28 protein-coding genes and 1 rRNA gene are annotated in these 19,003 nt (G+C 44.1%); 27 read left to right on the top strand and 2 right to left on the bottom strand.

Translation table 11 applies throughout. The annotated features are described in order from the left end of the window. Window positions 1-75: 75 nt before the first annotated feature. The 24 genes from MMB75_RS24565 to MMB75_RS24450 all read left to right on the top strand — a co-directional run bounded on the left by MMB75_RS24565 (window position 76) and on the right by MMB75_RS24450 (window position 15,649). On the top strand, window positions 76-261 hold the full coding sequence (locus MMB75_RS24565) for a type Z 30S ribosomal protein S14 (protein ID WP_010348808.1): 186 nt from the start codon (window positions 76-78) through the stop codon (window positions 259-261). 32 nt (window positions 262-293) lie between these two features. Then, the gene (gene rpsH, locus MMB75_RS24560) at window positions 294-692 is read left to right on the top strand and encodes a 30S ribosomal protein S8 (RefSeq protein WP_007432570.1); all 399 of its coding nucleotides are present in this window, start codon (window positions 294-296) and stop codon (window positions 690-692) included. Window positions 693-725: 33 nt separating this feature from the next. Beyond that, complete coding sequence (rplF, locus tag MMB75_RS24555) at window positions 726-1,268, top strand: 50S ribosomal protein L6 (RefSeq protein WP_016818652.1); 543 nt, start codon at window positions 726-728, stop codon at window positions 1,266-1,268. A 113-nt stretch (window positions 1,269-1,381) separates the two neighbouring features. Continuing rightward, window positions 1,382-1,750: a 50S ribosomal protein L18 gene (rplR, locus tag MMB75_RS24550; protein ID WP_007432568.1), complete on the top strand. Its 369-nt coding sequence runs from the start codon at window positions 1,382-1,384 to the stop codon at window positions 1,748-1,750. 27 nt (window positions 1,751-1,777) lie between these two features. Further along, window positions 1,778-2,275, top strand: a complete 498-nt coding sequence (gene rpsE / locus MMB75_RS24545) for a 30S ribosomal protein S5 (RefSeq protein WP_013373261.1) — start codon at window positions 1,778-1,780, stop codon at window positions 2,273-2,275. 12 nt (window positions 2,276-2,287) lie between these two features. Then, a complete protein-coding gene (rpmD, locus tag MMB75_RS24540; RefSeq protein ID WP_013373260.1) occupies window positions 2,288-2,473 on the top strand; it encodes a 50S ribosomal protein L30 in 186 nt (61 codons plus the stop codon). 43 nt (window positions 2,474-2,516) lie between these two features. Continuing rightward, a complete protein-coding gene (gene rplO / locus MMB75_RS24535) occupies window positions 2,517-2,957 on the top strand; it encodes a 50S ribosomal protein L15 (RefSeq protein WP_013312149.1) in 441 nt (146 codons plus the stop codon). Next, a complete protein-coding gene (gene secY, locus MMB75_RS24530) occupies window positions 2,957-4,255 on the top strand; it encodes a preprotein translocase subunit SecY (RefSeq protein ID WP_013373259.1) in 1,299 nt (432 codons plus the stop codon). Before rplO ends, secY begins: the two co-directional genes overlap by 1 nt. Window positions 4,256-4,345: 90 nt before the next feature. Then, window positions 4,346-4,990, top strand: coding sequence for an adenylate kinase (locus tag MMB75_RS24525; RefSeq protein WP_045245369.1), 645 nt, complete (start codon window positions 4,346-4,348; stop codon window positions 4,988-4,990). A gap of 5 nt (window positions 4,991-4,995) precedes the next feature. After that, window positions 4,996-5,535 (top strand): M24 family metallopeptidase, encoded by a 540-nt coding sequence (locus MMB75_RS24520; protein ID WP_045245370.1) that lies wholly within the window; start codon window positions 4,996-4,998, stop codon window positions 5,533-5,535. 9 nt (window positions 5,536-5,544) lie between these two features. After that, window positions 5,545-5,853: a KOW domain-containing RNA-binding protein gene (locus MMB75_RS24515; RefSeq protein WP_013373256.1), complete on the top strand. Its 309-nt coding sequence runs from the start codon at window positions 5,545-5,547 to the stop codon at window positions 5,851-5,853. 2 nt (window positions 5,854-5,855) lie between these two features. Beyond that, a complete protein-coding gene (infA, locus tag MMB75_RS24510; RefSeq protein WP_006212898.1) occupies window positions 5,856-6,071 on the top strand; it encodes a translation initiation factor IF-1 in 216 nt (71 codons plus the stop codon). Between the two features lie 118 nt (window positions 6,072-6,189). Next, window positions 6,190-6,303: a 50S ribosomal protein L36 gene (rpmJ, locus tag MMB75_RS24505; protein WP_003333770.1), complete on the top strand. Its 114-nt coding sequence runs from the start codon at window positions 6,190-6,192 to the stop codon at window positions 6,301-6,303. Between the two features lie 21 nt (window positions 6,304-6,324). Next, window positions 6,325-6,693 (top strand): 30S ribosomal protein S13, encoded by a 369-nt coding sequence (rpsM, locus tag MMB75_RS24500; RefSeq protein ID WP_007432560.1) that lies wholly within the window; start codon window positions 6,325-6,327, stop codon window positions 6,691-6,693. Window positions 6,694-6,712: 19 nt separating this feature from the next. Continuing rightward, a complete protein-coding gene (gene rpsK / locus MMB75_RS24495) occupies window positions 6,713-7,108 on the top strand; it encodes a 30S ribosomal protein S11 (protein ID WP_007432559.1) in 396 nt (131 codons plus the stop codon). A gap of 135 nt (window positions 7,109-7,243) precedes the next feature. Continuing rightward, the gene (locus tag MMB75_RS24490) at window positions 7,244-8,188 is read left to right on the top strand and encodes a DNA-directed RNA polymerase subunit alpha (protein WP_013373254.1); all 945 of its coding nucleotides are present in this window, start codon (window positions 7,244-7,246) and stop codon (window positions 8,186-8,188) included. A gap of 34 nt (window positions 8,189-8,222) precedes the next feature. Then, complete coding sequence (rplQ, locus tag MMB75_RS24485) at window positions 8,223-8,588, top strand: 50S ribosomal protein L17 (protein ID WP_013373253.1); 366 nt, start codon at window positions 8,223-8,225, stop codon at window positions 8,586-8,588. A 151-nt stretch (window positions 8,589-8,739) separates the two neighbouring features. Then, window positions 8,740-9,525, top strand: a complete 786-nt coding sequence (gene truA / locus MMB75_RS24480) for a tRNA pseudouridine(38-40) synthase TruA (protein ID WP_025365929.1) — start codon at window positions 8,740-8,742, stop codon at window positions 9,523-9,525. 183 nt (window positions 9,526-9,708) lie between these two features. Beyond that, window positions 9,709-10,146, top strand: a complete 438-nt coding sequence (gene rplM, locus MMB75_RS24475; protein ID WP_013373251.1) for a 50S ribosomal protein L13 — start codon at window positions 9,709-9,711, stop codon at window positions 10,144-10,146. Window positions 10,147-10,166: 20 nt separating this feature from the next. Beyond that, window positions 10,167-10,559, top strand: a complete 393-nt coding sequence (gene rpsI / locus MMB75_RS24470; protein WP_013373250.1) for a 30S ribosomal protein S9 — start codon at window positions 10,167-10,169, stop codon at window positions 10,557-10,559. 1,161 nt (window positions 10,560-11,720) lie between these two features. Next, window positions 11,721-12,413 carry a phosphoadenylyl-sulfate reductase gene (locus MMB75_RS24465; RefSeq protein WP_017427891.1) on the top strand — a complete coding sequence of 231 codons (693 nt, stop codon included), beginning with the start codon at window positions 11,721-11,723 and terminating at the stop codon, window positions 12,411-12,413. Window positions 12,414-12,468: 55 nt separating this feature from the next. Next, window positions 12,469-13,638 (top strand): sulfate adenylyltransferase, encoded by a 1,170-nt coding sequence (gene sat / locus MMB75_RS24460; protein ID WP_016818657.1) that lies wholly within the window; start codon window positions 12,469-12,471, stop codon window positions 13,636-13,638. A 68-nt stretch (window positions 13,639-13,706) separates the two neighbouring features. Continuing rightward, a complete protein-coding gene (gene cwlD, locus MMB75_RS24455; protein WP_025365928.1) occupies window positions 13,707-14,483 on the top strand; it encodes an N-acetylmuramoyl-L-alanine amidase CwlD in 777 nt (258 codons plus the stop codon). A 59-nt stretch (window positions 14,484-14,542) separates the two neighbouring features. Further along, entirely contained in the window at window positions 14,543-15,649 is a 1,107-nt protein-coding gene (locus MMB75_RS24450; protein WP_045245371.1) for an Mrp/NBP35 family ATP-binding protein, read from the top strand. Window positions 15,650-15,682: 33 nt separating this feature from the next. Here MMB75_RS24450 and gerD read toward each other — a convergent pair whose 3' ends face one another. Beyond that, window positions 15,683-16,414: a spore germination lipoprotein GerD gene (gene gerD, locus MMB75_RS24445; RefSeq protein WP_016818660.1), complete on the bottom strand. Its 732-nt coding sequence runs from the start codon at window positions 16,412-16,414 to the stop codon at window positions 15,683-15,685. 106 nt (window positions 16,415-16,520) lie between these two features. Then, a complete protein-coding gene (gene pdaB / locus MMB75_RS24440; protein WP_016818661.1) occupies window positions 16,521-17,300 on the bottom strand; it encodes a polysaccharide deacetylase family sporulation protein PdaB in 780 nt (259 codons plus the stop codon). A gap of 95 nt (window positions 17,301-17,395) precedes the next feature. Between pdaB and MMB75_RS24435 the strand changes: the two genes are divergently transcribed. The 3 genes from MMB75_RS24435 to MMB75_RS24425 form a co-directional block, all read left to right on the top strand. After that, a complete protein-coding gene (locus MMB75_RS24435) occupies window positions 17,396-18,010 on the top strand; it encodes a stage II sporulation protein M (RefSeq protein ID WP_019688706.1) in 615 nt (204 codons plus the stop codon). A 195-nt stretch (window positions 18,011-18,205) separates the two neighbouring features. Continuing rightward, window positions 18,206-18,436: a hypothetical protein gene (locus MMB75_RS24430; protein ID WP_013312131.1), complete on the top strand. Its 231-nt coding sequence runs from the start codon at window positions 18,206-18,208 to the stop codon at window positions 18,434-18,436. A gap of 365 nt (window positions 18,437-18,801) precedes the next feature. After that, window positions 18,802-19,003 (top strand): 16S ribosomal RNA (locus MMB75_RS24425); the annotation flags it as partial.

Below are 19,003 nucleotides of genomic sequence, written 5' to 3'. Positions count from 1 at the left end.
TGTTGGCATAACGTTTCGGGCGTCTGATTTAAAGACACCCTGTTCTCCGAAACTATTTAGGAGGTGTCAGGCTAAGTGGCAAAAACTTCAATGAAAGTCAAACAACAACGCGCACCAAAGTTTAAAGTTCGTGCTTATACTCGTTGCGAACGTTGTGGTCGTCCACATTCGGTGCTGCAAAAGTTTAAGATCTGCAGAATTTGCTTCCGTGAATTAGCTTATAAAGGCCAGATTCCTGGCGTGAAAAAAGCAAGCTGGTAAAAAGTCCTGTTTGGGAAGGAGGTTTATACACAATGACTATGTCTGATCCAATTGCAGATATGCTTACTCGTATTCGTAACGCGAACACTGTTCGCCACGAAACAGTAGAAATGCCTGCATCTACAATGAAAAAACAAATCGCCGACATCCTGAAACGTGAAGGATTCATTCGTGATGCGGAATTTGTTGAAGATAGCAAACAAGGGATCATCCGTATTTTCTTGAAATACGGTGCGAACAACGAGCGTGTTATCACAGGTTTGAAAAGAATCAGTAAACCAGGTCTTCGCGTTTACACGAAGAGCAATGAGATTCCACGCGTATTGGGTGGACTCGGGATCGCAATCATTTCAACATCCAAAGGTATCATGACCGACAAAGAAGCGCGTCAGTCCAAAGCCGGCGGAGAAGTGGTTTGCTACGTTTGGTAATTTAACGTTTAAAAGATAGGAGGTGCAACAGATATGTCCCGTATTGGTCGTAAACCAATCACAGTACCAAGTGGTGTTGACGTGACTTTGAACAACACAGTGATCACAGTTAAAGGTCCTAAAGGAACATTGACTCGTGAGCTTCATAAAGACATGTCCGTTACTGTGGAAAATAATGAAATTAATGTAGTTCGTCCTTCGGACAATAAACTTCACCGCTCTTTGCATGGAACAACCCGCAGCGTTGTCAATAACATGGTAAGTGGTGTAACTGAAGGTTTTTCAAAATCTCTGGAGCTGGTTGGGGTCGGATATCGTGCAAGCAAATCCGGAGATAAAATCGTTCTGAACGTTGGATACTCTCACCCGGTTGAAATTACACCGGAAGCGGGCATCGAGTTCGAAGTTCCTTCGAACACTAAAATTATCGTTCGCGGAATTGATAAAGAGCGTGTAGGTGCCTATGCTGCTAAGATTCGTTCCGTTCGTGAACCTGAACCGTACAAAGGTAAAGGGATTAAATACGAAGGCGAGCGCATCATCCGTAAAGAAGGTAAAGCCGGTAAGAAGAAATAAGTTTCTTACCGACTTTGTGCGGTCTTTCTACTGGAAAGACTTGTACTCTTTTTTACCCAGTGCGTCTTAGTATAAAGTTTTAAAAGGCAAACTGAAGGGAGTGAAAACTTGAGATGATTACAAAACAAGATAAAAATAAAGCACGTGTCAGAAGACATCTGCGTGTACGTAAGAAAATCGAAGGTACGGCTGTACGTCCTCGTTTGAACGTATTCCGCTCTTCCAAGCATATCTACGCACAACTGATTGATGATGTTGCTGGTGTAACATTGGTTTCTGCATCCACTATGGATAAAGAACTGAGCAGCGAAATCAAAAACGGTGGTAGTGTAGAAGCAGCTCGTAAGGTTGGCGAACTCGTTGCTAAACGTGCGAAAGAAAAAGGCCATGCTAACATCGTATTTGATCGTGGTGGATACTTGTATCATGGACGGATTCAAGCTTTGGCTGATGCAGCTCGCGAAGCAGGCCTTGAATTCTAAGACATTTCTCAAAAGGAGGTTAACGACTTGCGTGTAGATCCGAATACTTTGGAACTGACTGAAAGAGTAGTAAATATTAATCGTGTAGCTAAAGTTGTCAAAGGCGGACGCCGTTTTAGCTTCAGTGCTCTGGTAGTAGTGGGCGACGGCAACGGCTGGGTAGGCGCTGGAATCGGTAAAGCGGGCGAAGTACCTGATGCGATTCGCAAAGGTATTGAAGATGCTAAGAAAAACCTGGTTCACGTTCCACTCGTAGGCACAACAATTCCTCACCTTGTTACAGGTAAGTTCGGTGCTGGCCGGGTTCTGTTGAAACCGGCATCGGAAGGTACTGGGGTTATCGCTGGTGGTCCAGTTCGTGCAGTTCTGGAACTTGCTGGTGTAGGTGATATCTTGACAAAATCTTTGGGTTCTTCGAATTCCATGAATATGGTCAATGCGACTTTGGAAGGTTTGTCCCGCTTGAAACGCGCTGAAGATGTTGCTAAATTGCGCGGCAAATCCATCGAAGAGCTGCTGGGCTAAGGAGGGAATATCATGGCGAAATTAGAAATTACCCTCGTTCGTTCGTTGATCGGCCGTCCTGGTACTCAGAGAACGACTGTTAAAACGCTCGGCTTGCGTAAAATCAACCATAAAGTAGTTCAACCCGACAATGCAGCAATTCGCGGGATGATTAATCAAGTTAGCCATTTGGTTTCTGTTAAAGAAATCGAGGCTTAAGAAATAAAGTATTTTAACAATAATCAAGGAGGTGCAACGAACGATGAAGTTACATGAGCTTTCCCCAGCTCCAGGCTCCCGCAAAGAACGTAAACGTTTGGGTCGTGGTCCTAGTAGCGGTACGGGTAAAACTTCTGGTCGTGGTCATAAGGGTCAAAACGCTCGTTCCGGCGGTGGTGTACGTCCGGGCTTCGAGGGTGGTCAAAACCCACTGTATCGTCGCTTGCCTAAACGCGGTTTCGTAAATCCTACTCGTAAAGAGTATGCGGTTTTGAATATCGAAGATTTGAACAGTTTTGCAGCGGGTACAGAAGTAAGCCCTGAGTTTTTGCTGAACAATGGTATTGTGAAGAACGCGAAATCCGGAATTAAAATTCTGGGTAACGGTGAAATCACTGTGAAATTGACAGTTAAAGCGAACAAGTTCTCTCAATCTGCGGTAGAGAAAATTGAAGCTGCCGGCGGTAAAACCGAGGTGATCTAATGTTCAAGACCCTGAAAAATATATGGCGGGTTGAGGATCTTAGAACCCGAATCCTGTTTACCCTGTTTATACTCTTTGTATATCGTATTGGCTCCTTCGTGCCGGTTCCCGGTGTGAATAAGCAAGTCTTTACTTCTCAGGATCAGGCAGGAAGCGAGTTGTTTGGACTCCTTAACACCTTCTCAGGGGGCGCGTTGTATCAGTTTTCGATCTTCGCCCTCGGGATTATGCCATATATTACAGCGTCCATCATTGTACAGTTGCTGTCAATGGACGTGATTCCGAAACTTGCGGAATGGGCTAAACAAGGAGAGCATGGTAAAAAGAAATTGGCTCAAATTACACGGTATGGTACTGTAATACTGGGCTTAATCCAAGCATTCGGAACGTCGATTGGATTTAATCGACTGTACGGTGCAGCAATGATTCCAGGTGCTACTTTTGCTGATTATCTGGTTATTGCCATTGTGCTTACTGCAGGAACTACGTTCCTTATGTGGCTCGGTGAGCAAATTACCGAAAAGGGAATCGGTAATGGTATCTCTATTGTAATCTTTGCAGGGATTGCGGCAGGTATTCCAAGACATATTCGGACGATTGTAGAATCTCAGTTTATTCAAGCAGATCAGCTGTTTATGAATATTCTGAAGGCAATTATCATTGCCTTGGTGGTTGTTCTGATTATCGTTGGTGTTATCTACATCCAGCAAGGTATTCGGAAAATTCCAGTACAATACGCAAAACGTGTAGTTGGCAACAAAATGTACGGTGGCCAGAATACGCATATTCCGATGAAAATTAATGCGGCAGGCGTTATTCCGGTAATCTTTGCGGTATCATTGCTGCAATTCCCGACAATTATTGCGAGTTTCTGGGCAGATCATGCTTGGGCTAAGTGGATTACCACTTACTTGTATTATGACAAGCCACTGGGCATGGTTTTGTATGTCGTAATGATTATCGGTTTCACATTCTTCTATACCTTTGTACAGATGAATCCGCAGCAAATGGCCGACAATATGAAGAAAAACGGCGGTTATATCCCAGGCATTCGCCCAGGTAAAGCCACGGAGAAATACTTGACACGAGTAATGTCACGTTTGACAATGACAGGAGCTTTGTTCCTGGCAGTCATATCCGTTTTGCCGGTATTCTTCGGTTCGCTTTCGGGCTTGCCTCGTTCCGTGCAAATTGGCGGTACTTCATTGCTCATCATTATTGGTGTAGCATTGGATACGATGAAGCAAATCGAAAGCCAACTGATCAAACGCCATTACAAAGGCTTCATCAACAAATAGGCAATAGGTACCGGCATAGGATGTTCGCATGCTTACCGGCACCTTTTGTGCTGTTTCTTGTGTAGGGGTCGTCTTGAGGAGTGACAGATTGTGAATATTTTGATCATGGGCCCTCCGGGGGCTGGTAAAGGTACACAAGCAGATGTCATTGTGAAGGAGTTCGGCATTCCTCATATCTCGACAGGTGATGCGTTTCGCCTAGCGATGAAACAGGGAACACCTATTGGCATTAAAGCCAAAGAGTATATTGACAAGGGTGAACTTGTTCCGGATGATGTAACAATCGGTATCGTTGAAGAACGGCTGCAGCAGCGTGATTGCAAGAAAGGTTTCTTGCTGGACGGTTTTCCAAGAACTTTAGCTCAAGCTGAAGCCTTGGATCAAATTTTGGGCCGTTTGAATACGAAGCTGGATGATGTCATCAACCTGAAAGTGGATCGTGACAACTTGTTGGCACGAATCACAGGACGGCGAGTTTGTAAAAGCTGCGGAGCTAGCTATCATATTGTCTTTAATCCTCCTAAGGTTGAAGGCATTTGCGATAAAGACGGTGGTGAACTCTATCAGCGTCCTGACGATAACGAAGATAGCGTAAGAACACGACTTGACGAATATAGTAATAAAACAGCACCACTCCTCACGTTTTATGAGAACCAGAATCTTCTGCGTCATATTGACGGAGAACAGGATATTGATGTGGTTTCCCAAAATATCGTGTCCTTGTTGCGGGGTTAGCTGTAATGATCATTTGCAAGTCGGGGACGGAATCAAGCTTTATGAGGAAAGCTAGGAAAATGAATTCGGCAACGAGTTATTTCTTAGCAGGACACATCGAGCCCGGTATTACGACCGGTGAACTTGATCATTTAGCTGATCGGTATATTCGCAGTCAGGGAGCTGTGCCGTCTTTTAAAGGTTATAACGGTTTTCCTGCTAGCATTTGCGCTTCAGTCAACGAACAACTGGTGCACGGATTTCCCGGCAAACGCAAGTTAAACAAAGGCGATGTCATTACGAAAACTCGCCAGTTTACAATGTCGCATGCCATTCGGCAATATATTGAGAATCCAAACCGTGGTATTCCTGAGCAGGGGCCGAGGCTGAAAACCGGCATTGTGCTGGCTATTGAATCAATGATTCCAATAGGTGCTCGCCTTGTAGGGACGCTGGAAGACAACTGGACGGTCGTTACGATGAACGTAATCACTTGTACTCATTTTGAGCAAGTGGTGACGTGCGAAGCGGACGGCATGGACATTTTCACGAAACTGAGTGCGTAGGTGATTGGAATGAATCAGCAAGGAAACCTGCAAATCGGTCAGCTGGTGAAGATTCTGAAGGGCAGAGGTGCCGGACAGATTGCGGTTGTCGTTTCAATAGCAGATAGCAGGTTTGTGTATATTGCGGATGGGGATAAACGAAAGTTTGATCAAGCGAAGAAGAAAAATGTTCTTCATTTGGTACCTCAGCCAAAGATTAGTAGCGAGATTGTAAATAGTTTAAACGAAAGCGGTCGGGTGACGAACGGAAAACTGCGGCATGCAGTGAAAACTTTCCTGGACTCGTCCGAATACCAAGCTGAAGAGAAAGGAGACTGACTTTGGCCAAAGAAGATGTCATTGAGGTTGAAGGTACGGTAATCGAGCCACTGCCGAACGCTACGTTCAAGGTAGAGCTGGAGAACGGTCATCAAATTCTTGCTCATGTTTCCGGAAAGCTGCGGATGCACTTTATCCGTATTTTGACAGGCGACAAGGTGGTTGTACAGTTATCGCCTTACGATTTAACTAAAGGCCGTATAACGTACCGCAAGTAATTCATGCAGGTTTTTATTAAACGTACGTCATTTAAAAAAACTTGTTTTGCTCGGCAAAACGATGTGAATGTTCACGAAGCGAGTTTTACCAGGGTAAAGCTTGGAGGAGGTAATCAACATGAAGGTAAGACCTTCTGTAAAACCTATTTGCGAGAAATGCAAAGTCATTCGCCGCAAAGGGAATGTAATGGTTATTTGCGAAAATCCGAAACACAAACAAAAACAAGGTTAATAGAAGGGGGTGTAGCGTAAAATGGCTCGTATAGCTGGTGTGGATTTGCCACGTGACAAACGCGTTGAGATCGCCTTGACTTACATTTTCGGAATCGGTAAGACGACTTCTCAGAAAATTTTGAAGGAAACAGGCATCAGTGCAAACACGCGTGTTCGTGATTTGACTGAAGATGAAGTGAGCAAATTACGTGAAACGATCGACAAAGAAGTTAAAGTAGAAGGCGATCTGCGTCGTGAAATTTCCTTGAATATTAAACGTCTGACTGAGATTGGCTGCTACCGTGGTGTTCGTCACCGTCGTGGATTGCCTGTTCGTGGACAACGTACTAAAACTAATGCTCGTACCCGTAAAGGTCCTCGTCGGACTGTAGCGAACAAGAAGAAATAAGAAGGGAGGATAACATTCAATGGCTAAACCGAAAAAAGTTGTACGCACAAAACGCCGTGACCGTAAAAATATCGAGAGTGGCGTGGCACACATCCGTTCCACGTTCAACAACACGATCGTTACGATCACAGACCCACACGGTAACGCAATCTCTTGGGCCAGCTCAGGCGGCATGGGATTCCGTGGTTCCCGTAAATCTACTCCATTCGCAGCGCAAATGGCCGCAGAAACTGCTGCTAAAGCTGCTATGGAACACGGCATGAAGACAGTCGAAGTCATGGTTAAAGGACCTGGTGCAGGTCGCGAAGCAGCAATCCGCTCTTTGCAAGCTGCTGGTCTGGAAGTTAACCTGATCAAAGACGTAACTCCGGTACCTCATAACGGATGCCGTCCTCCAAAACGTCGTCGCGTCTAATGAGATTTCTCCTCTGCGTGTAGTATAGATCCGGCACAAACTGCCAAGAATGGATGTTTAGGTATACTGCATGATAGACTATGGATAAGGTGAATGTTTCATATAGGAGCGACGTTTTGAAGGAGGGATATTGCAGTGATAGAAATCGAAAAGCCGAAAATTGAGACGGTTGACGTCAATGATGATGGCACCTATGGAAAATTCGTAGTAGAACCGCTGGAACGCGGATACGGTACGACGCTGGGGAACTCGCTTCGCCGTATTCTGTTATCCTCGTTACCGGGGGCAGCAGTCACATCGGTTCAGATCGATGGGGTTCTGCACGAGTTTGCAACGGTTCCCGGTGTGAAGGAAGACGTAACGGAGATCATTCTGAACTTGAAAGCTTTATCGCTTAAAATCCACTCAGATGAAGAGAAAGTACTCGAAATCGATGCGGAAGGCGAAGGAGTTGTAACGGCAGGTGATATCCGTGCGGATAGTGATGTGGAAATTCTTAATCCGGATCTTCACATTGCAACGCTCGGACCGGGTTCGAGACTTCACATGCGTATTTTTGCCAATCGCGGTCGCGGTTACGTTAAGCAGGATCGGAATAAACGTGATGACCAGCCGATCGGCGTCATTCCCGTCGACTCCATCTACACTCCGATTGCACGCGTGAACTACGGCGTAGAAAATACGCGTGTCGGCCAGGTTACGAATTATGACAAGCTGACACTTGAGGTTTGGACAGACGGAACTATTCGTCCTGAAGAAGCTGTGAGCCTTGGAGCCAAAATTTTGACCGAGCATGTGATGCTATTCGTGGGACTCACGGATGAAGCAAAAGATGCAGAAATTATGGTCGAAAAAGAAGAAGACAAGAAAGAAAAAGTTCTTGAAATGACGATCGAAGAGCTGGATCTCTCCGTCCGTTCCTATAACTGCCTTAAGCGCGCTGGTATCAATACGGTACAAGAACTCACGACTAAATCTGAAGAAGATATGATGAAGGTCCGTAACTTGGGTCGCAAATCTTTGGAAGAAGTACAAGAGAAGCTCGAGGAACTTGGTTTAGGACTTCGTACGGAAGAATAGCACAGCAACGTTTTTGTGAAGGAGGGGAAACTACATGGCATACCAAAAATTGGGCCGTAATTCCAGTGCCCGTAAAGCTTTGTTTCGTGATTTGGTAACCGATCTGTTCTTGTATGAGCGTATCCAAACTACTGAGGCTAAAGCGAAAGAAGTTCGTTCTATTGCTGAAAAACTGATCACCAAAGCGAAAAAAGGAGATCTGCACGCACGTCGTCAAGTGGCTGCGTTCGTTCGCCGTGAAACTTTGGATGGTGAGCAGGATGCAATCCAAAAGCTGTTTAGCGAATTGGCTACACGTTACAATGAGCGTCCAGGTGGATACACTCGTATCTTGAAACTGGGACCTCGTCGTGGCGACGCCGCTCCAATGGTATATCTGGAATTGGTTGACCGCGCGTAAACAGGCGAAGATGAGGGAAGGGTGGACAGAATCGGCTTGATTCTGAACAACCCTTTTTTTCTCTTGGAGGAGTCCTTGAGGGGCTTCTCCTTTGTTATGTTCGGTTATTTCCTGTAAGACCAGAGAATACCCCTGCAAAGGTGTGAGAAGCATGCGGAACTTGTGCATGAAGGTGAACTATGATGGAACCCACTATGATGGCTTTCAGACGCAGCCTAGTGGCAACACCATTCAGGACTGTCTTGAAAATGCTATATACTCATTGACGGGCGAACGTCTTAAAATTACGGGCTCAGGACGTACAGATGCAGGTGTGCATGCATACGGGCAGGTATTCAATTTTCATACTGAATCGCCGATTCCGATACATCGCTGGTGTCTGGCACTTAATGCCTGGCTGCCTCGTGATATCATCGTTACGGATGCGAGAGAGGTGCCACTGTCCTTTCATGCACGCCGCATGGCGAAGCGGAAGACGTATCGGTACAGTATTAATGCGAACCGGTTTCCAGACATCTTTCACCGTCGTACACAGGCCCATCATCCAACGAGTCTGGATGTAAGAGCGATGGAAAAGGGGTTGGCTCATTTAGTGGGCACCTTTGACTATACTTCGTTCGCATCTCGACGTTCCCAAAAGACGAATCATGTTCGCACTATTTACGAAGCCTATATAACGGTAGACCATTCCTTTTCACGTCCAGGGTCGGACGATCAGGGAATTATTCATACTTATATTACAGGTAGCGGATTTTTGCAGCACATGGTTCGGATTATAATGGGGACTTTGCTGGAAGTGGGAGAAGGCAAAAAATCGCCGGATGATATTCCTTCCATTTTGGAAGCAAAAAACCGTTCAAAGGCTGGCCCTACAGCCGTTGGACACGCTTTAACGCTCTGGAATGTAGAGTACGAAGAAAACATCAAAAAACATTGATTTTTTCCTTGCAGAATTGATGGTTATCCTGTAATATAAAAGTTGTGTTTTCTTAATGGCTTTCCCACAGCCCCAATTAAGATAATCACTTTATAGCAACATCTAATCCATCGATAATGCAGCAACTTAACGAACGAAGATAAATGATGATTTCTGTTAACGAACTTAAGGAGGATACTTTTCATGCGTACTACGTATATGGCGAAGCCAAATGAAGTTGAGCGCAATTGGCACATCATTGATGCCGAAGGCAAAACGCTCGGCCGTCTGGCAAGCGAAGCGGCTGCGTTGATTCGCGGCAAACACAAGCCACAGTTTACACCACATGTGGACACAGGTGATTTTGTTGTTGTAATCAATGCGGAGAAAATCGTATTGACCGGTAAAAAAATGGAGAACAAAAAATACTATCGTCACTCCCTGCACCCAGGTGGTCTGAAAGTAACAGTTGCACAAGATATGGTTAAGAACAAACCTGAACGTATGTTGGAATTGGCTGTTCACGGTATGCTTCCTAAAACTCGTCAAGGCGACAAAATGAAGCTGAGACTTAAAGCTTACAGAGGTACAGAGCATCCACATGCAGCACAAAAACCTGAAGTTTACGAACTTCGCGGATAATTAAAAGGGAGGACAGTTTCATGGCACAAGTACAATACTATGGGACAGGTCGTCGTAAACATTCGGTAGCTCGTGTTCGTCTCGTACCGGGTGAAGGACGCATTGTCATCAATAAGCGTGATATTAATGAATATTTCGGTTTGGAAACTCTCAAACTGATCGTAAAACAACCACTGAATCTGACAGAAACACTTGGTAGCTATGACGTACTCGTTATCGCTCATGGTGGTGGTATCTCTGGTCAAGCAGGCGCAATTCGCCACGGTATTTCCCGTGCTCTGTTGAAAGCAGACCCAGAATTCCGTCCAGCTTTGAAAAAAGCAGGATTCTTGACTCGTGACCCACGTATGAAAGAACGTAAAAAATACGGCCTCAAAGCCGCTCGTCGTGCACCACAGTTCTCGAAACGTTAATATTTCGAATACAGAAGAACCTTTTCCTTATGGAAAGGGTTCTTTTTTATTTAGATCATTTGCTGCACATTAACTACATGTGGATAAATGGATCTACACTAGAATTTTATGGCTACGTCTGCCCTGCGATACATAAAAAGGTGCATATACTATCTGGAATACGTAAGTTATCCACGATGTAACTAAGATCGGTATACTTATGCACAAATATAGTTTGCTATTTCAACACAGTTTATCCTGTAATGTTCACAACCTGTGACTAATTAAAAAGATCAGGGAACTTTTGCAGAGCAATCTTTAGCTTGGTACTGCCCATCTCCTCGGCTTCCGTAATTGCAGCGATGATGATGTGAGTATTTTTAACCATTGAGAATGGGCTAAAATAGGGCTCCAGTTACGTTAAGGGCTATCTGTATATCTGAATGCTTTAATTTCTCAGGGAGGGCCTCTGTGAGCGCTATAGGAGTGTTGAGAGGCTTATTATCGATCTGGGTGCCATTTCTTTGTAATATTCCTTAATAGAAGCACGATTAGCATCAGAGCTCCCGATTTAGTAGTGGGATTCTTCGGATGTAAACCTTATAGTCAGAGCTGGTTTACCTTGAGCTGAGCACGACCACGTATGCTTCATCTTTGAATGCAAATGTAAATATGACGAACGAACCCTAATTATATTTCCTTGACCAAATCCAAGGATAATCATGGCTCTAAGGAAGGGCGCTTTTATCCTCAGATATTTTTACCTGATCATAATAGCCATAGCTATCCAGGATTACGATGACAGCCGAGTAGTGGGTATATCTTTGTCTCGGGTGGAGTAGAGGAAGCATTTTCGCTAACCTAAAATACTTACGTTCAGGCATACCCTCTGCTATGACTAGTTACTTTTAGTTATTAAGCAATCTAAGGCAATTTTTAAACGTTTGGTATAAGAATATTTTATATATAGCCACTGAACTTGGTTGAATATGCAGGAGAGCGTTTAAGAATGCTGACAGAACAACGTTCCTGCTTCATGCGGGATGATAAATGTTTACAGTATGACGATTTTGCTTGGATTGACAATGAATATGAAAGTTTTATACTGTACTTAATCTTATTAGTTTAGTCGGCATTGAAGTATCACTTGTTTATGAATCTTCATATGGAGGCGCATTGATAATGAATTTATTGGAGAAAGAAGCGTTGATTAGAGTCAAGGCAAGTGAACTGGAAGAGGCCACGCCTGAAGAAATTATTCAATATGCTGTTCAGACATTTCCCAACCTCACCTTTGCTTGTAGCTTCGGAGCAGAAGATGTAGTACTAGTAGATATGCTACAAAGAATTAGCCCTTCTACCGATATTTTTTACTTGGATACCGACTTTCATTTTCAAGAAACTTATGATACGCGTGATCAGATGAAAGCTAGATACAATTTGGATTTTGTTAGAGTCTCTCCCTTAATCACTCCAGAAGAGCAAGCTGCGGAGCATGGAGAGGAGCTGTGGAAATCAAATCCTAATGCATGCTGTGGTATACGCAAGGTTGAGCCGCTGACACGCATTCTGTCTCAATACGATGCATGGATTACCGGTATCCGTCGCGATCAGGCTCCTACGCGTGCGAATGCAAAAAAGGTAGAGTATGATGAAAAGTTTGGTCTCGTTAAATTTAACCCCTTGGCAAGCTGGACTTCCGAGGATGTATGGAACTATATTCGCACTCATGATGTATTGTATAATCCATTGCATGACCGTAATTTTCCCAGTATTGGCTGTGAGCAATGTACACGTGAAGTCCTGCCAGGTGAAGATCCACGTGCTGGCCGTTGGTCAGGCAATGAGAAAACGGAGTGTGGGCTCCACCAATAAAAAATGGTATGTAGGTAGCTCTGAGACTTATTTATGAATAGAAAGGAAGTGCATCATGACTGCAATTCTTCCGCATGGCGGAACGCTCGTTGATAGAATTATAACTGGACCGCAGCAAGAAGCACTGTTGCAGGCTGCAGGTGAATTGTTTCCTATCCCTGTAAACTCATGGACGATTTCTGATCTGGATTTAATTGGAGTAGGTGCCTTTTCTCCATTGACGGGATTTATGAATGAGTCAGATTATCGTTCAGTGGTAACGGATATGCGTCTTGCTGATGGTACAGTCTGGAGTATTCCCATTACTCTTGCAGTAGTAGAAACCATAGCCAGTGAACTGAAACTAGGTCAGCAGGTGGCTTTGGTGGGGGAAACAGATGGTATCATCTATGCTGTACTTGATATTGAGAGTATTTATCAGGTTGACCAGGCAGAGGAAGCCAGATGTGTATTCAAGACGGCTGACCCGGCCCATCCTGGCGTAAATAAATTGTTAGATCGACCTGCTACCTATGTAGGTGGAACGGTGCAAGTGCTGAATCGACCCAAACCTACTCAATTTAGCGAATTTTATTACACACCAGCACAGACACGTAGCCATTTTGCTGAAAAGGGCTGGAAGACAGTAGTCGGTTTTCAAACAAGAAATCCGGTACATCGGGCACATGAGTACATTCAAAAAAGCGCGATGGAAATTGTGGATGCTTTATTTCTAAATCCACTTGTTGGAGAGACCAAGTCAGATGACGTTCCAGCAGATGTGCGTATGAAGAGCTATCTAGTGTTGCTGGACAACTATTATCCGGCTGATCGAGCCTTTCTGGGGGTCTTTCCTGCTGCCATGCGATACGCTGGTCCTAGAGAGGCCATTTTCCATGCTATTGTGCGGAAGAACTTCGGCTGCACTCATTTTATTGTCGGAAGAGATCATGCGGGTGTAGGGGACTATTACGGTACCTATGAAGCGCAGGAAATTTTCAAGCACTTTACACCTGAAGAGCTGGGGATTACCCCGTTGTTTTTTGAACACAGCTTTTACTGCACCCAATGTGGAAATATGGCCTCAAGTAAAACATGCCCACATCCCAAGGAGCATCATTTGACGCTCTCTGGCACCAAAGTGAGGGAATTGTTACGCTCCGGGGTTTGTCCGCCACCGGAATTTACACGCCCAGAAGTCGCTCAAGTGCTGATTGAAGGTATGAAAGAATATGTTCATGCCTGAGTTGTACTAACTACACGCCTCGTCCCATATAGATTATTAGTATCTGTATAGGACGGAGGCGTTTTGTTATGCAAAAAAACAATCGTAAAAAAGAGGTCACACTGTGGATTCGCTATCGGACGCTGCAAAAAATGCTGTTAGGCTGTTGTCTCGCTGTTCTATTCATCATGCTGACATTGTATGAGATACCTGCTTCGAGAGCGTGGATTCATTGGAGTCTACCGCTTACTGGTAAGGTAATTGCTATAGATGCCGGACACGGAGGGCCTGATGGAGGAGCGGTTAGCAAAGAGGGGGTCATTGAAAAGGATATTAATTTGGCGATCGCTTTTTATTTGCGAGATTATTTACAGCAAGCAGGGGCAGTTGTCGTCATGACACGTGAGGATGATCGCGATCTGGCGCAGCAAGAAACAAAAGGCTATTCCAGAAGAAAAACGGAGGATTTAAAGCAACGGGTACGTATGATTGAGGAGCAGCAAGCGGACCTCTTTTTAAGTATTCATATGAACAGTATCCCGTCGAGCCGTTGGAGTGGAGCCCAGACCTTTTTCGTACCTAATCATGCAGATAACGAGAATTTGGCATCCTTAATTCAGGAAGAAATCAAGCGCAATTTGGAAAATACGGACAGAGTGGCTAAGACCGTAAACACGGTCTATTTATTAAAGGCACTCAAAATGCCAGCAGCTCTTGTAGAAGTCGGATTTTTGTCCCATCCAGAGGAAGCCAGACGACTCAGTGACGAGAACTATCAGAGACAAGTGGCCGCATCTATATATAAAGGTATTTTGCGTTACAGTGCCGGGGAAAAGGCAACCTCATCAGCACCTGAAGTCAGATAGTGGTATACTGTAAGTGTTTACCACTACGTAAATCAATAAAGCAGAGGTGCTGATTATTCATGCAATCGAGAGAGCAAGTTATAGAGCTACTTCAGCAAGTGCGAGAGCCTCAAACGGGGCGCCGTTTGGTTGACCTCCATTTTATTCGGGATGTGGTTGTTAAAGAGGATCGGGTATCATTGACTGCTATTACCCTGGATAGCCAAGAAGAGACTCGGACGGAACTGGATCGGGAAATCCGGCAGACGTTAGAAAAGGCGGGATTAAGTCACGTGCATATTCGTATTCGTGAGGCATCTGAGTCTGAAAAGTCAGCTATACAAAATGGAGAGGATACCGAGGAGGTAGCTGATCCGGTTTTGACCAAAGGACATGCTGTTGGTATGCAAGAATATGAGCTGCTTAATCCAGCATCTGGCGTACGATTTATTGCCATTGCAAGCGGAAAAGGTGGTGTCGGAAAATCGACAGTAGCTGTGAATTTGGCGGCAGCTCTAGCCAGACAGGGTAAGCGAGTGGGTTTAATTGATGCTGATATCTATGGATTCAGTGTGCCGGATATGATTGGGGTAGAGGACGTACCTTCTGTCGAAGATGGTATCATTCAGCCAGTGGAACGATTTGGTATCAAAATCATGTCCATGGGCTTCTTTGTGAGAGAAAACAATCCTGTTATTTGGAGAGGTCCCATGCTGGGGAGAATGCTTAGACAGTTTTTTAGTGATGTCGAATGGGGCAAGCTGGACTATATGATACTCGATTTACCACCAGGTACTGGTGATGTAGCGCTTGACGTACATCAAATGATTCCGCAGAGTGAAGAAATCATTGTCACTACTCCGCATGCGACGGCAGCTTTTGTAGCTGCACGTGCAGGGGCAATGGCCCTTCAAACGGATCATAAGGTCATAGGCGTCGTGGAGAACATGTCCTATTATGTGTCCTCCACTGGAGAAAAAGACTATGTTTTTGGACGGGGAGGCGGGGCTATGTTGGCAGAAACACTTCATACGAAACTTTTGGCACAAATTCCGCTGGGTATCCCAGATAATCATCCGTCAGAAGCCGATTTTTCTCCATCCGTATATAAATCGGAGTCGGCGACAGGAGCTATTTATAATGATATAGCCGCCCAAATTACCGGGTTGCACATGGAATCTGAATAATAAAAAAGGCTGGTTGTTGAACCAGCCTTTTTTTTACTGACCTCCTCCTTGACCTCCTTCACCACCACCTTGTTCTCCTTCACCACCACCACCATCTTGCTTTTGATCCCCGGATCCACCTTGCTCTCCGCCTTTTTTCTCAACCTTAGGTTGAAGTTCTTCTTGCACAACAGTTTTGAGTAAATTCATGACCTCAAGCCGAAAAATCGGATTCTGCATAGCATCATGCATGACTGTCATAGATTGTTTGCGATATTCCGGGGTTTTAGTTAAGTCCATATACATCTTGGTCAGTTCTGGCGATTTTAGCATCTCTTCAATTGATTTTTGGTAAGAAGGGTCTTTTATAAGCTGCATATGAAGCTGTTTGCTTTGACTGTTGATGGCTTTGGCAAATTCTCCGGCAAAACGCGGATCAGTCATAATTTTTTCGATTTCTTTTTTATATTCAGGTGAGATCAAAGTATCTTTTACTGCAATTTTCATCTGTTCAGCGGATTGTGTGGACATAAGCATTTTCATTCCCATGCTGCCTCCAGATCCACCTCCTCCACCACTTTGACCGGATTGTCCCTCTTTTTCCCCGGTTAAGGCTTCTTCTACGGCTTTTTTTCCATCATCACTTTTCAGGATATCAACCACCATCGTTTTCATCTCTTTATAACTGTTCTGGGGAGGTGCAGAACCCTGATCCGAGCCGCAGCCGCTCAGTGCAACGCCCAGTACGCATACCATGCTAACAAATCGCAAACGAGTCCAATTCATGGCCGTATTCCTCCTTTATCATGAATGTGGATAGTATGCGGATGATTGGGGAGAAATATGTCGAGTTGCTTTTGGTTTTTAGCTGAGAACGATGTAAAATAACTCCTTAAAGACCCAGAGCTTGATCGCGAACCTCTTTACCTTTTACTGTACCTTGTTGAAGCAGTTCGGATACAGTCACAAATTCATAGCCTTGTGCCCGCAACTTGTCGATAATGATGGGCAACGCTTCATGAGTTTGTTTACAAGAATCACTGGCATGAAGAAGGACGATATCACCGGGATGTGCTTTATTTACAACACGGTCGATTATGACCTGCGTACCAGGGTTTTTCCAGTCCAGGGAGTCAGTATCCCATTGAATGGTTTTGTAGCCTAAAGTGCTGGCAACTTGAAGTACCCTTTTGTCAAAGTCACCATTAGGCATACGGATTAACTTCGGGGATTGTCCAGTCAGCTCGGTTAATGTGGTATGAGCCGTTGAAATCTGCTTACGAATCTCTTCATCGCTTAAGCTGCTATAGTTTTCGTGTTTATGGCCATGACTGCCAATCTCAAATCCGCTTTCTTTAATTTGATTCACGAGTTCTGGGTGTGTTTTGCTCCAAGGGGCAGAAAGAAAAAAGGTGGACTTGGTCACTTTTTTATCTTCGAGAACTTTTAAAATGGGGGCAGTACGCTTATCACCCCAGCTAATGTCGAACGTGAGAGCGATCAGCTTTTTATCCGTAGGCACACTGTAAACGGCAGTTGGCGCTTCCTCGGAAAAAACCGTAACATTATCGGTTTCTACATAAATGACCCCGGCAGTAAAGACGGCCGCTGCCATTACGATCAAGAATCGTTTAATTTTTTTGCCGTTCAATACATAGAAAAAAGAATTCATGGTTAATGCCCCTTTCATCCTAGAAGTGCTTGTTTACTTAAAGCTATGCCAGGGGTTGTTAATTATTCCATTGGACTAATAGGAGGAATCAACAAATGGGACTAAGAGCATTTTTTTATGATTTACGCACGACAAGACGGCTAATTTTGATCGCTGCACTTTTTTTCTGCGCAAGTATTGTAGTGGGATGGCTAAGTACAGGTGTTATTCAGTCTATGTTGGCACGACAAATGGAGGGACTGGGGGGAGTGGCGCAACGATTGCAGAACTCTGAGCATCCACAATGGAGTTTTTTTGTGTTTATCTTTTTCAACAATGCAATCAAATGCGTGCTAGTAATATATACCGGAGCTCTTTTTGGAATCGTACCGTTTATATTTTTGATTGTGAACGGAATGGTTTTAGGTTTTGTAGTACACCTGCAGACAGATATGGGAAGAAGTATGTATGAAATTGTCGTAAAAGGATTATTGCCTCATGGTGTAATTGAATTGCCTGTTTTGATTATCGCCTGTGCCTTCGGTTTGAAGTTTGGGGTCAATATAATATCTACCCTAGGTACAAGCATAGGACTAAAACGCAAAGGTACTGGCCCATCGTGGGAGGTTTTTTTGAAACAAACGTTGACCGTGTCAATATGGTCTGTCATCTTTCTATTTATAGCAGCTGCGATTGAGAGCGGCATAACTTATCGTTTATTGTCGCATTAAAATAATATGGCCAATTATTTATATATTTCCCGAAAATTGAACATAACAAAAGGGAGAGCGTAAAGAAAAGCATTAAAGATTACTTGGAGTAAGTTTGAAACCTTAGCAGTTGAGTTTAAAAACAGGTAAAGTTTGGAACAATTAATTGAGCAAATATAAGTACTATATAATCTGCTGATAAGGGAGTATGGTCATATGTTGGGAATGCTGTTTAACGAAAAAGAATGCAAGGAACTTGACTACGTTCTTCGTAAGGAACTAGATGAAATGCTACTTGACATGAGTGATACCCGATTGGACCAGGATATCCGTTATGCTATAGCACTTCGATATAAAACAGTTTTCCGCATGTATGCCCGTTTTGCACCCGCCAAGGAACTATCCAAATATGCACGCAGAGGCCGTGTCCCGCAAACCAAACAATAAAAAGATAAAGAAGAACTATATCAAACCGAGATATCAGGAAGTAAATATACTTTCTGATATCAAAAAAAGTATTGACTCTATTCAATATTCATGTTAAATTAACTTTCGTTCCTTTTTGAAGGATTTGCTCGAAAAAAGAATTAAAAAAAACTCTTGCAAAATTCAAAAAGAGATGATATATTATAAAAGTCGCCGCTGAGATGCGGTGATGAAGCAAAGTAAGATATAATGAAGACTTGATCTTTGAAAACTGAACAACGAGTGAGTGAACCGATTTTGTTCGCAAAATCAAACAAAGAGATATTTTATCTCGTCAGTTTCAAAATGAGCTAATCGCTCCTTCTATAACCAACTTCGGTTGGTCTTTAATGGAGAGTTTGATCCTGGCTCAGGACGAACGCTGGCGGCGTGCCTAATACATGCAAGTCGAGCGGGGTTAATTAGAAGCTTGCTTCTAACTAACCTAGCGGCGGACGGGTGAGTAACACGTAGGCAACCTGCCCACAAGACAGGGATAACTACCGGAAACGGTAGCTAATACCCGATACATCCTTTTCCTGCATGGGA

Source organism: Paenibacillus sp. P2(2022) (genome assembly GCF_029522175.1).
In the GTDB taxonomy this organism is placed as follows: Bacteria; Bacillota; Bacilli; order Paenibacillales; family Paenibacillaceae; genus Paenibacillus; species Paenibacillus polymyxa.
The sequence above is the reverse complement of the archived record's forward strand: the minus strand, read 5'-3'. Positions and strand labels throughout refer to the sequence as shown.

What these genes read in the sequence shown, in the direction of transcription:
- rpsH (WP_007432570.1), top strand. Translation starts at nt 294, where the DNA reads ATGACTATGTCTGATCCAATTGCAGATATGCTTACTCGTATTCGTAAC.
- rplF (WP_016818652.1), top strand. Translation starts at nt 726, where the DNA reads ATGTCCCGTATTGGTCGTAAACCAATCACAGTACCAAGTGGTGTTGAC.
- rplR (WP_007432568.1), top strand. Translation starts at nt 1,382, where the DNA reads ATGATTACAAAACAAGATAAAAATAAAGCACGTGTCAGAAGACATCTG.
- rpmD (WP_013373260.1), top strand. Translation starts at nt 2,288, where the DNA reads ATGGCGAAATTAGAAATTACCCTCGTTCGTTCGTTGATCGGCCGTCCT.
- rplO (WP_013312149.1), top strand. Translation starts at nt 2,517, where the DNA reads ATGAAGTTACATGAGCTTTCCCCAGCTCCAGGCTCCCGCAAAGAACGT.
- secY (WP_013373259.1), top strand. Translation starts at nt 2,957, where the DNA reads ATGTTCAAGACCCTGAAAAATATATGGCGGGTTGAGGATCTTAGAACC.
- MMB75_RS24520 (WP_045245370.1), top strand. Translation starts at nt 4,996, where the DNA reads ATGATCATTTGCAAGTCGGGGACGGAATCAAGCTTTATGAGGAAAGCT.
- MMB75_RS24515 (WP_013373256.1), top strand. Translation starts at nt 5,545, where the DNA reads ATGAATCAGCAAGGAAACCTGCAAATCGGTCAGCTGGTGAAGATTCTG.
- rpmJ (WP_003333770.1), top strand. Translation starts at nt 6,190, where the DNA reads ATGAAGGTAAGACCTTCTGTAAAACCTATTTGCGAGAAATGCAAAGTC.
- rpsM (WP_007432560.1), top strand. Translation starts at nt 6,325, where the DNA reads ATGGCTCGTATAGCTGGTGTGGATTTGCCACGTGACAAACGCGTTGAG.
- rpsK (WP_007432559.1), top strand. Translation starts at nt 6,713, where the DNA reads ATGGCTAAACCGAAAAAAGTTGTACGCACAAAACGCCGTGACCGTAAA.
- rplQ (WP_013373253.1), top strand. Translation starts at nt 8,223, where the DNA reads ATGGCATACCAAAAATTGGGCCGTAATTCCAGTGCCCGTAAAGCTTTG.
- truA (WP_025365929.1), top strand. Translation starts at nt 8,740, where the DNA reads ATGCGGAACTTGTGCATGAAGGTGAACTATGATGGAACCCACTATGAT.
- rplM (WP_013373251.1), top strand. Translation starts at nt 9,709, where the DNA reads ATGCGTACTACGTATATGGCGAAGCCAAATGAAGTTGAGCGCAATTGG.
- rpsI (WP_013373250.1), top strand. Translation starts at nt 10,167, where the DNA reads ATGGCACAAGTACAATACTATGGGACAGGTCGTCGTAAACATTCGGTA.
- MMB75_RS24465 (WP_017427891.1), top strand. Translation starts at nt 11,721, where the DNA reads ATGAATTTATTGGAGAAAGAAGCGTTGATTAGAGTCAAGGCAAGTGAA.
- sat (WP_016818657.1), top strand. Translation starts at nt 12,469, where the DNA reads ATGACTGCAATTCTTCCGCATGGCGGAACGCTCGTTGATAGAATTATA.
- cwlD (WP_025365928.1), top strand. Translation starts at nt 13,707, where the DNA reads ATGCAAAAAAACAATCGTAAAAAAGAGGTCACACTGTGGATTCGCTAT.
- MMB75_RS24450 (WP_045245371.1), top strand. Translation starts at nt 14,543, where the DNA reads ATGCAATCGAGAGAGCAAGTTATAGAGCTACTTCAGCAAGTGCGAGAG.
- gerD (WP_016818660.1), bottom strand. Translation starts at nt 16,414, where the DNA reads ATGAATTGGACTCGTTTGCGATTTGTTAGCATGGTATGCGTACTGGGC.
- pdaB (WP_016818661.1), bottom strand. Translation starts at nt 17,300, where the DNA reads ATGAATTCTTTTTTCTATGTATTGAACGGCAAAAAAATTAAACGATTC.
- MMB75_RS24435 (WP_019688706.1), top strand. Translation starts at nt 17,396, where the DNA reads ATGGGACTAAGAGCATTTTTTTATGATTTACGCACGACAAGACGGCTA.
- MMB75_RS24430 (WP_013312131.1), top strand. Translation starts at nt 18,206, where the DNA reads ATGTTGGGAATGCTGTTTAACGAAAAAGAATGCAAGGAACTTGACTAC.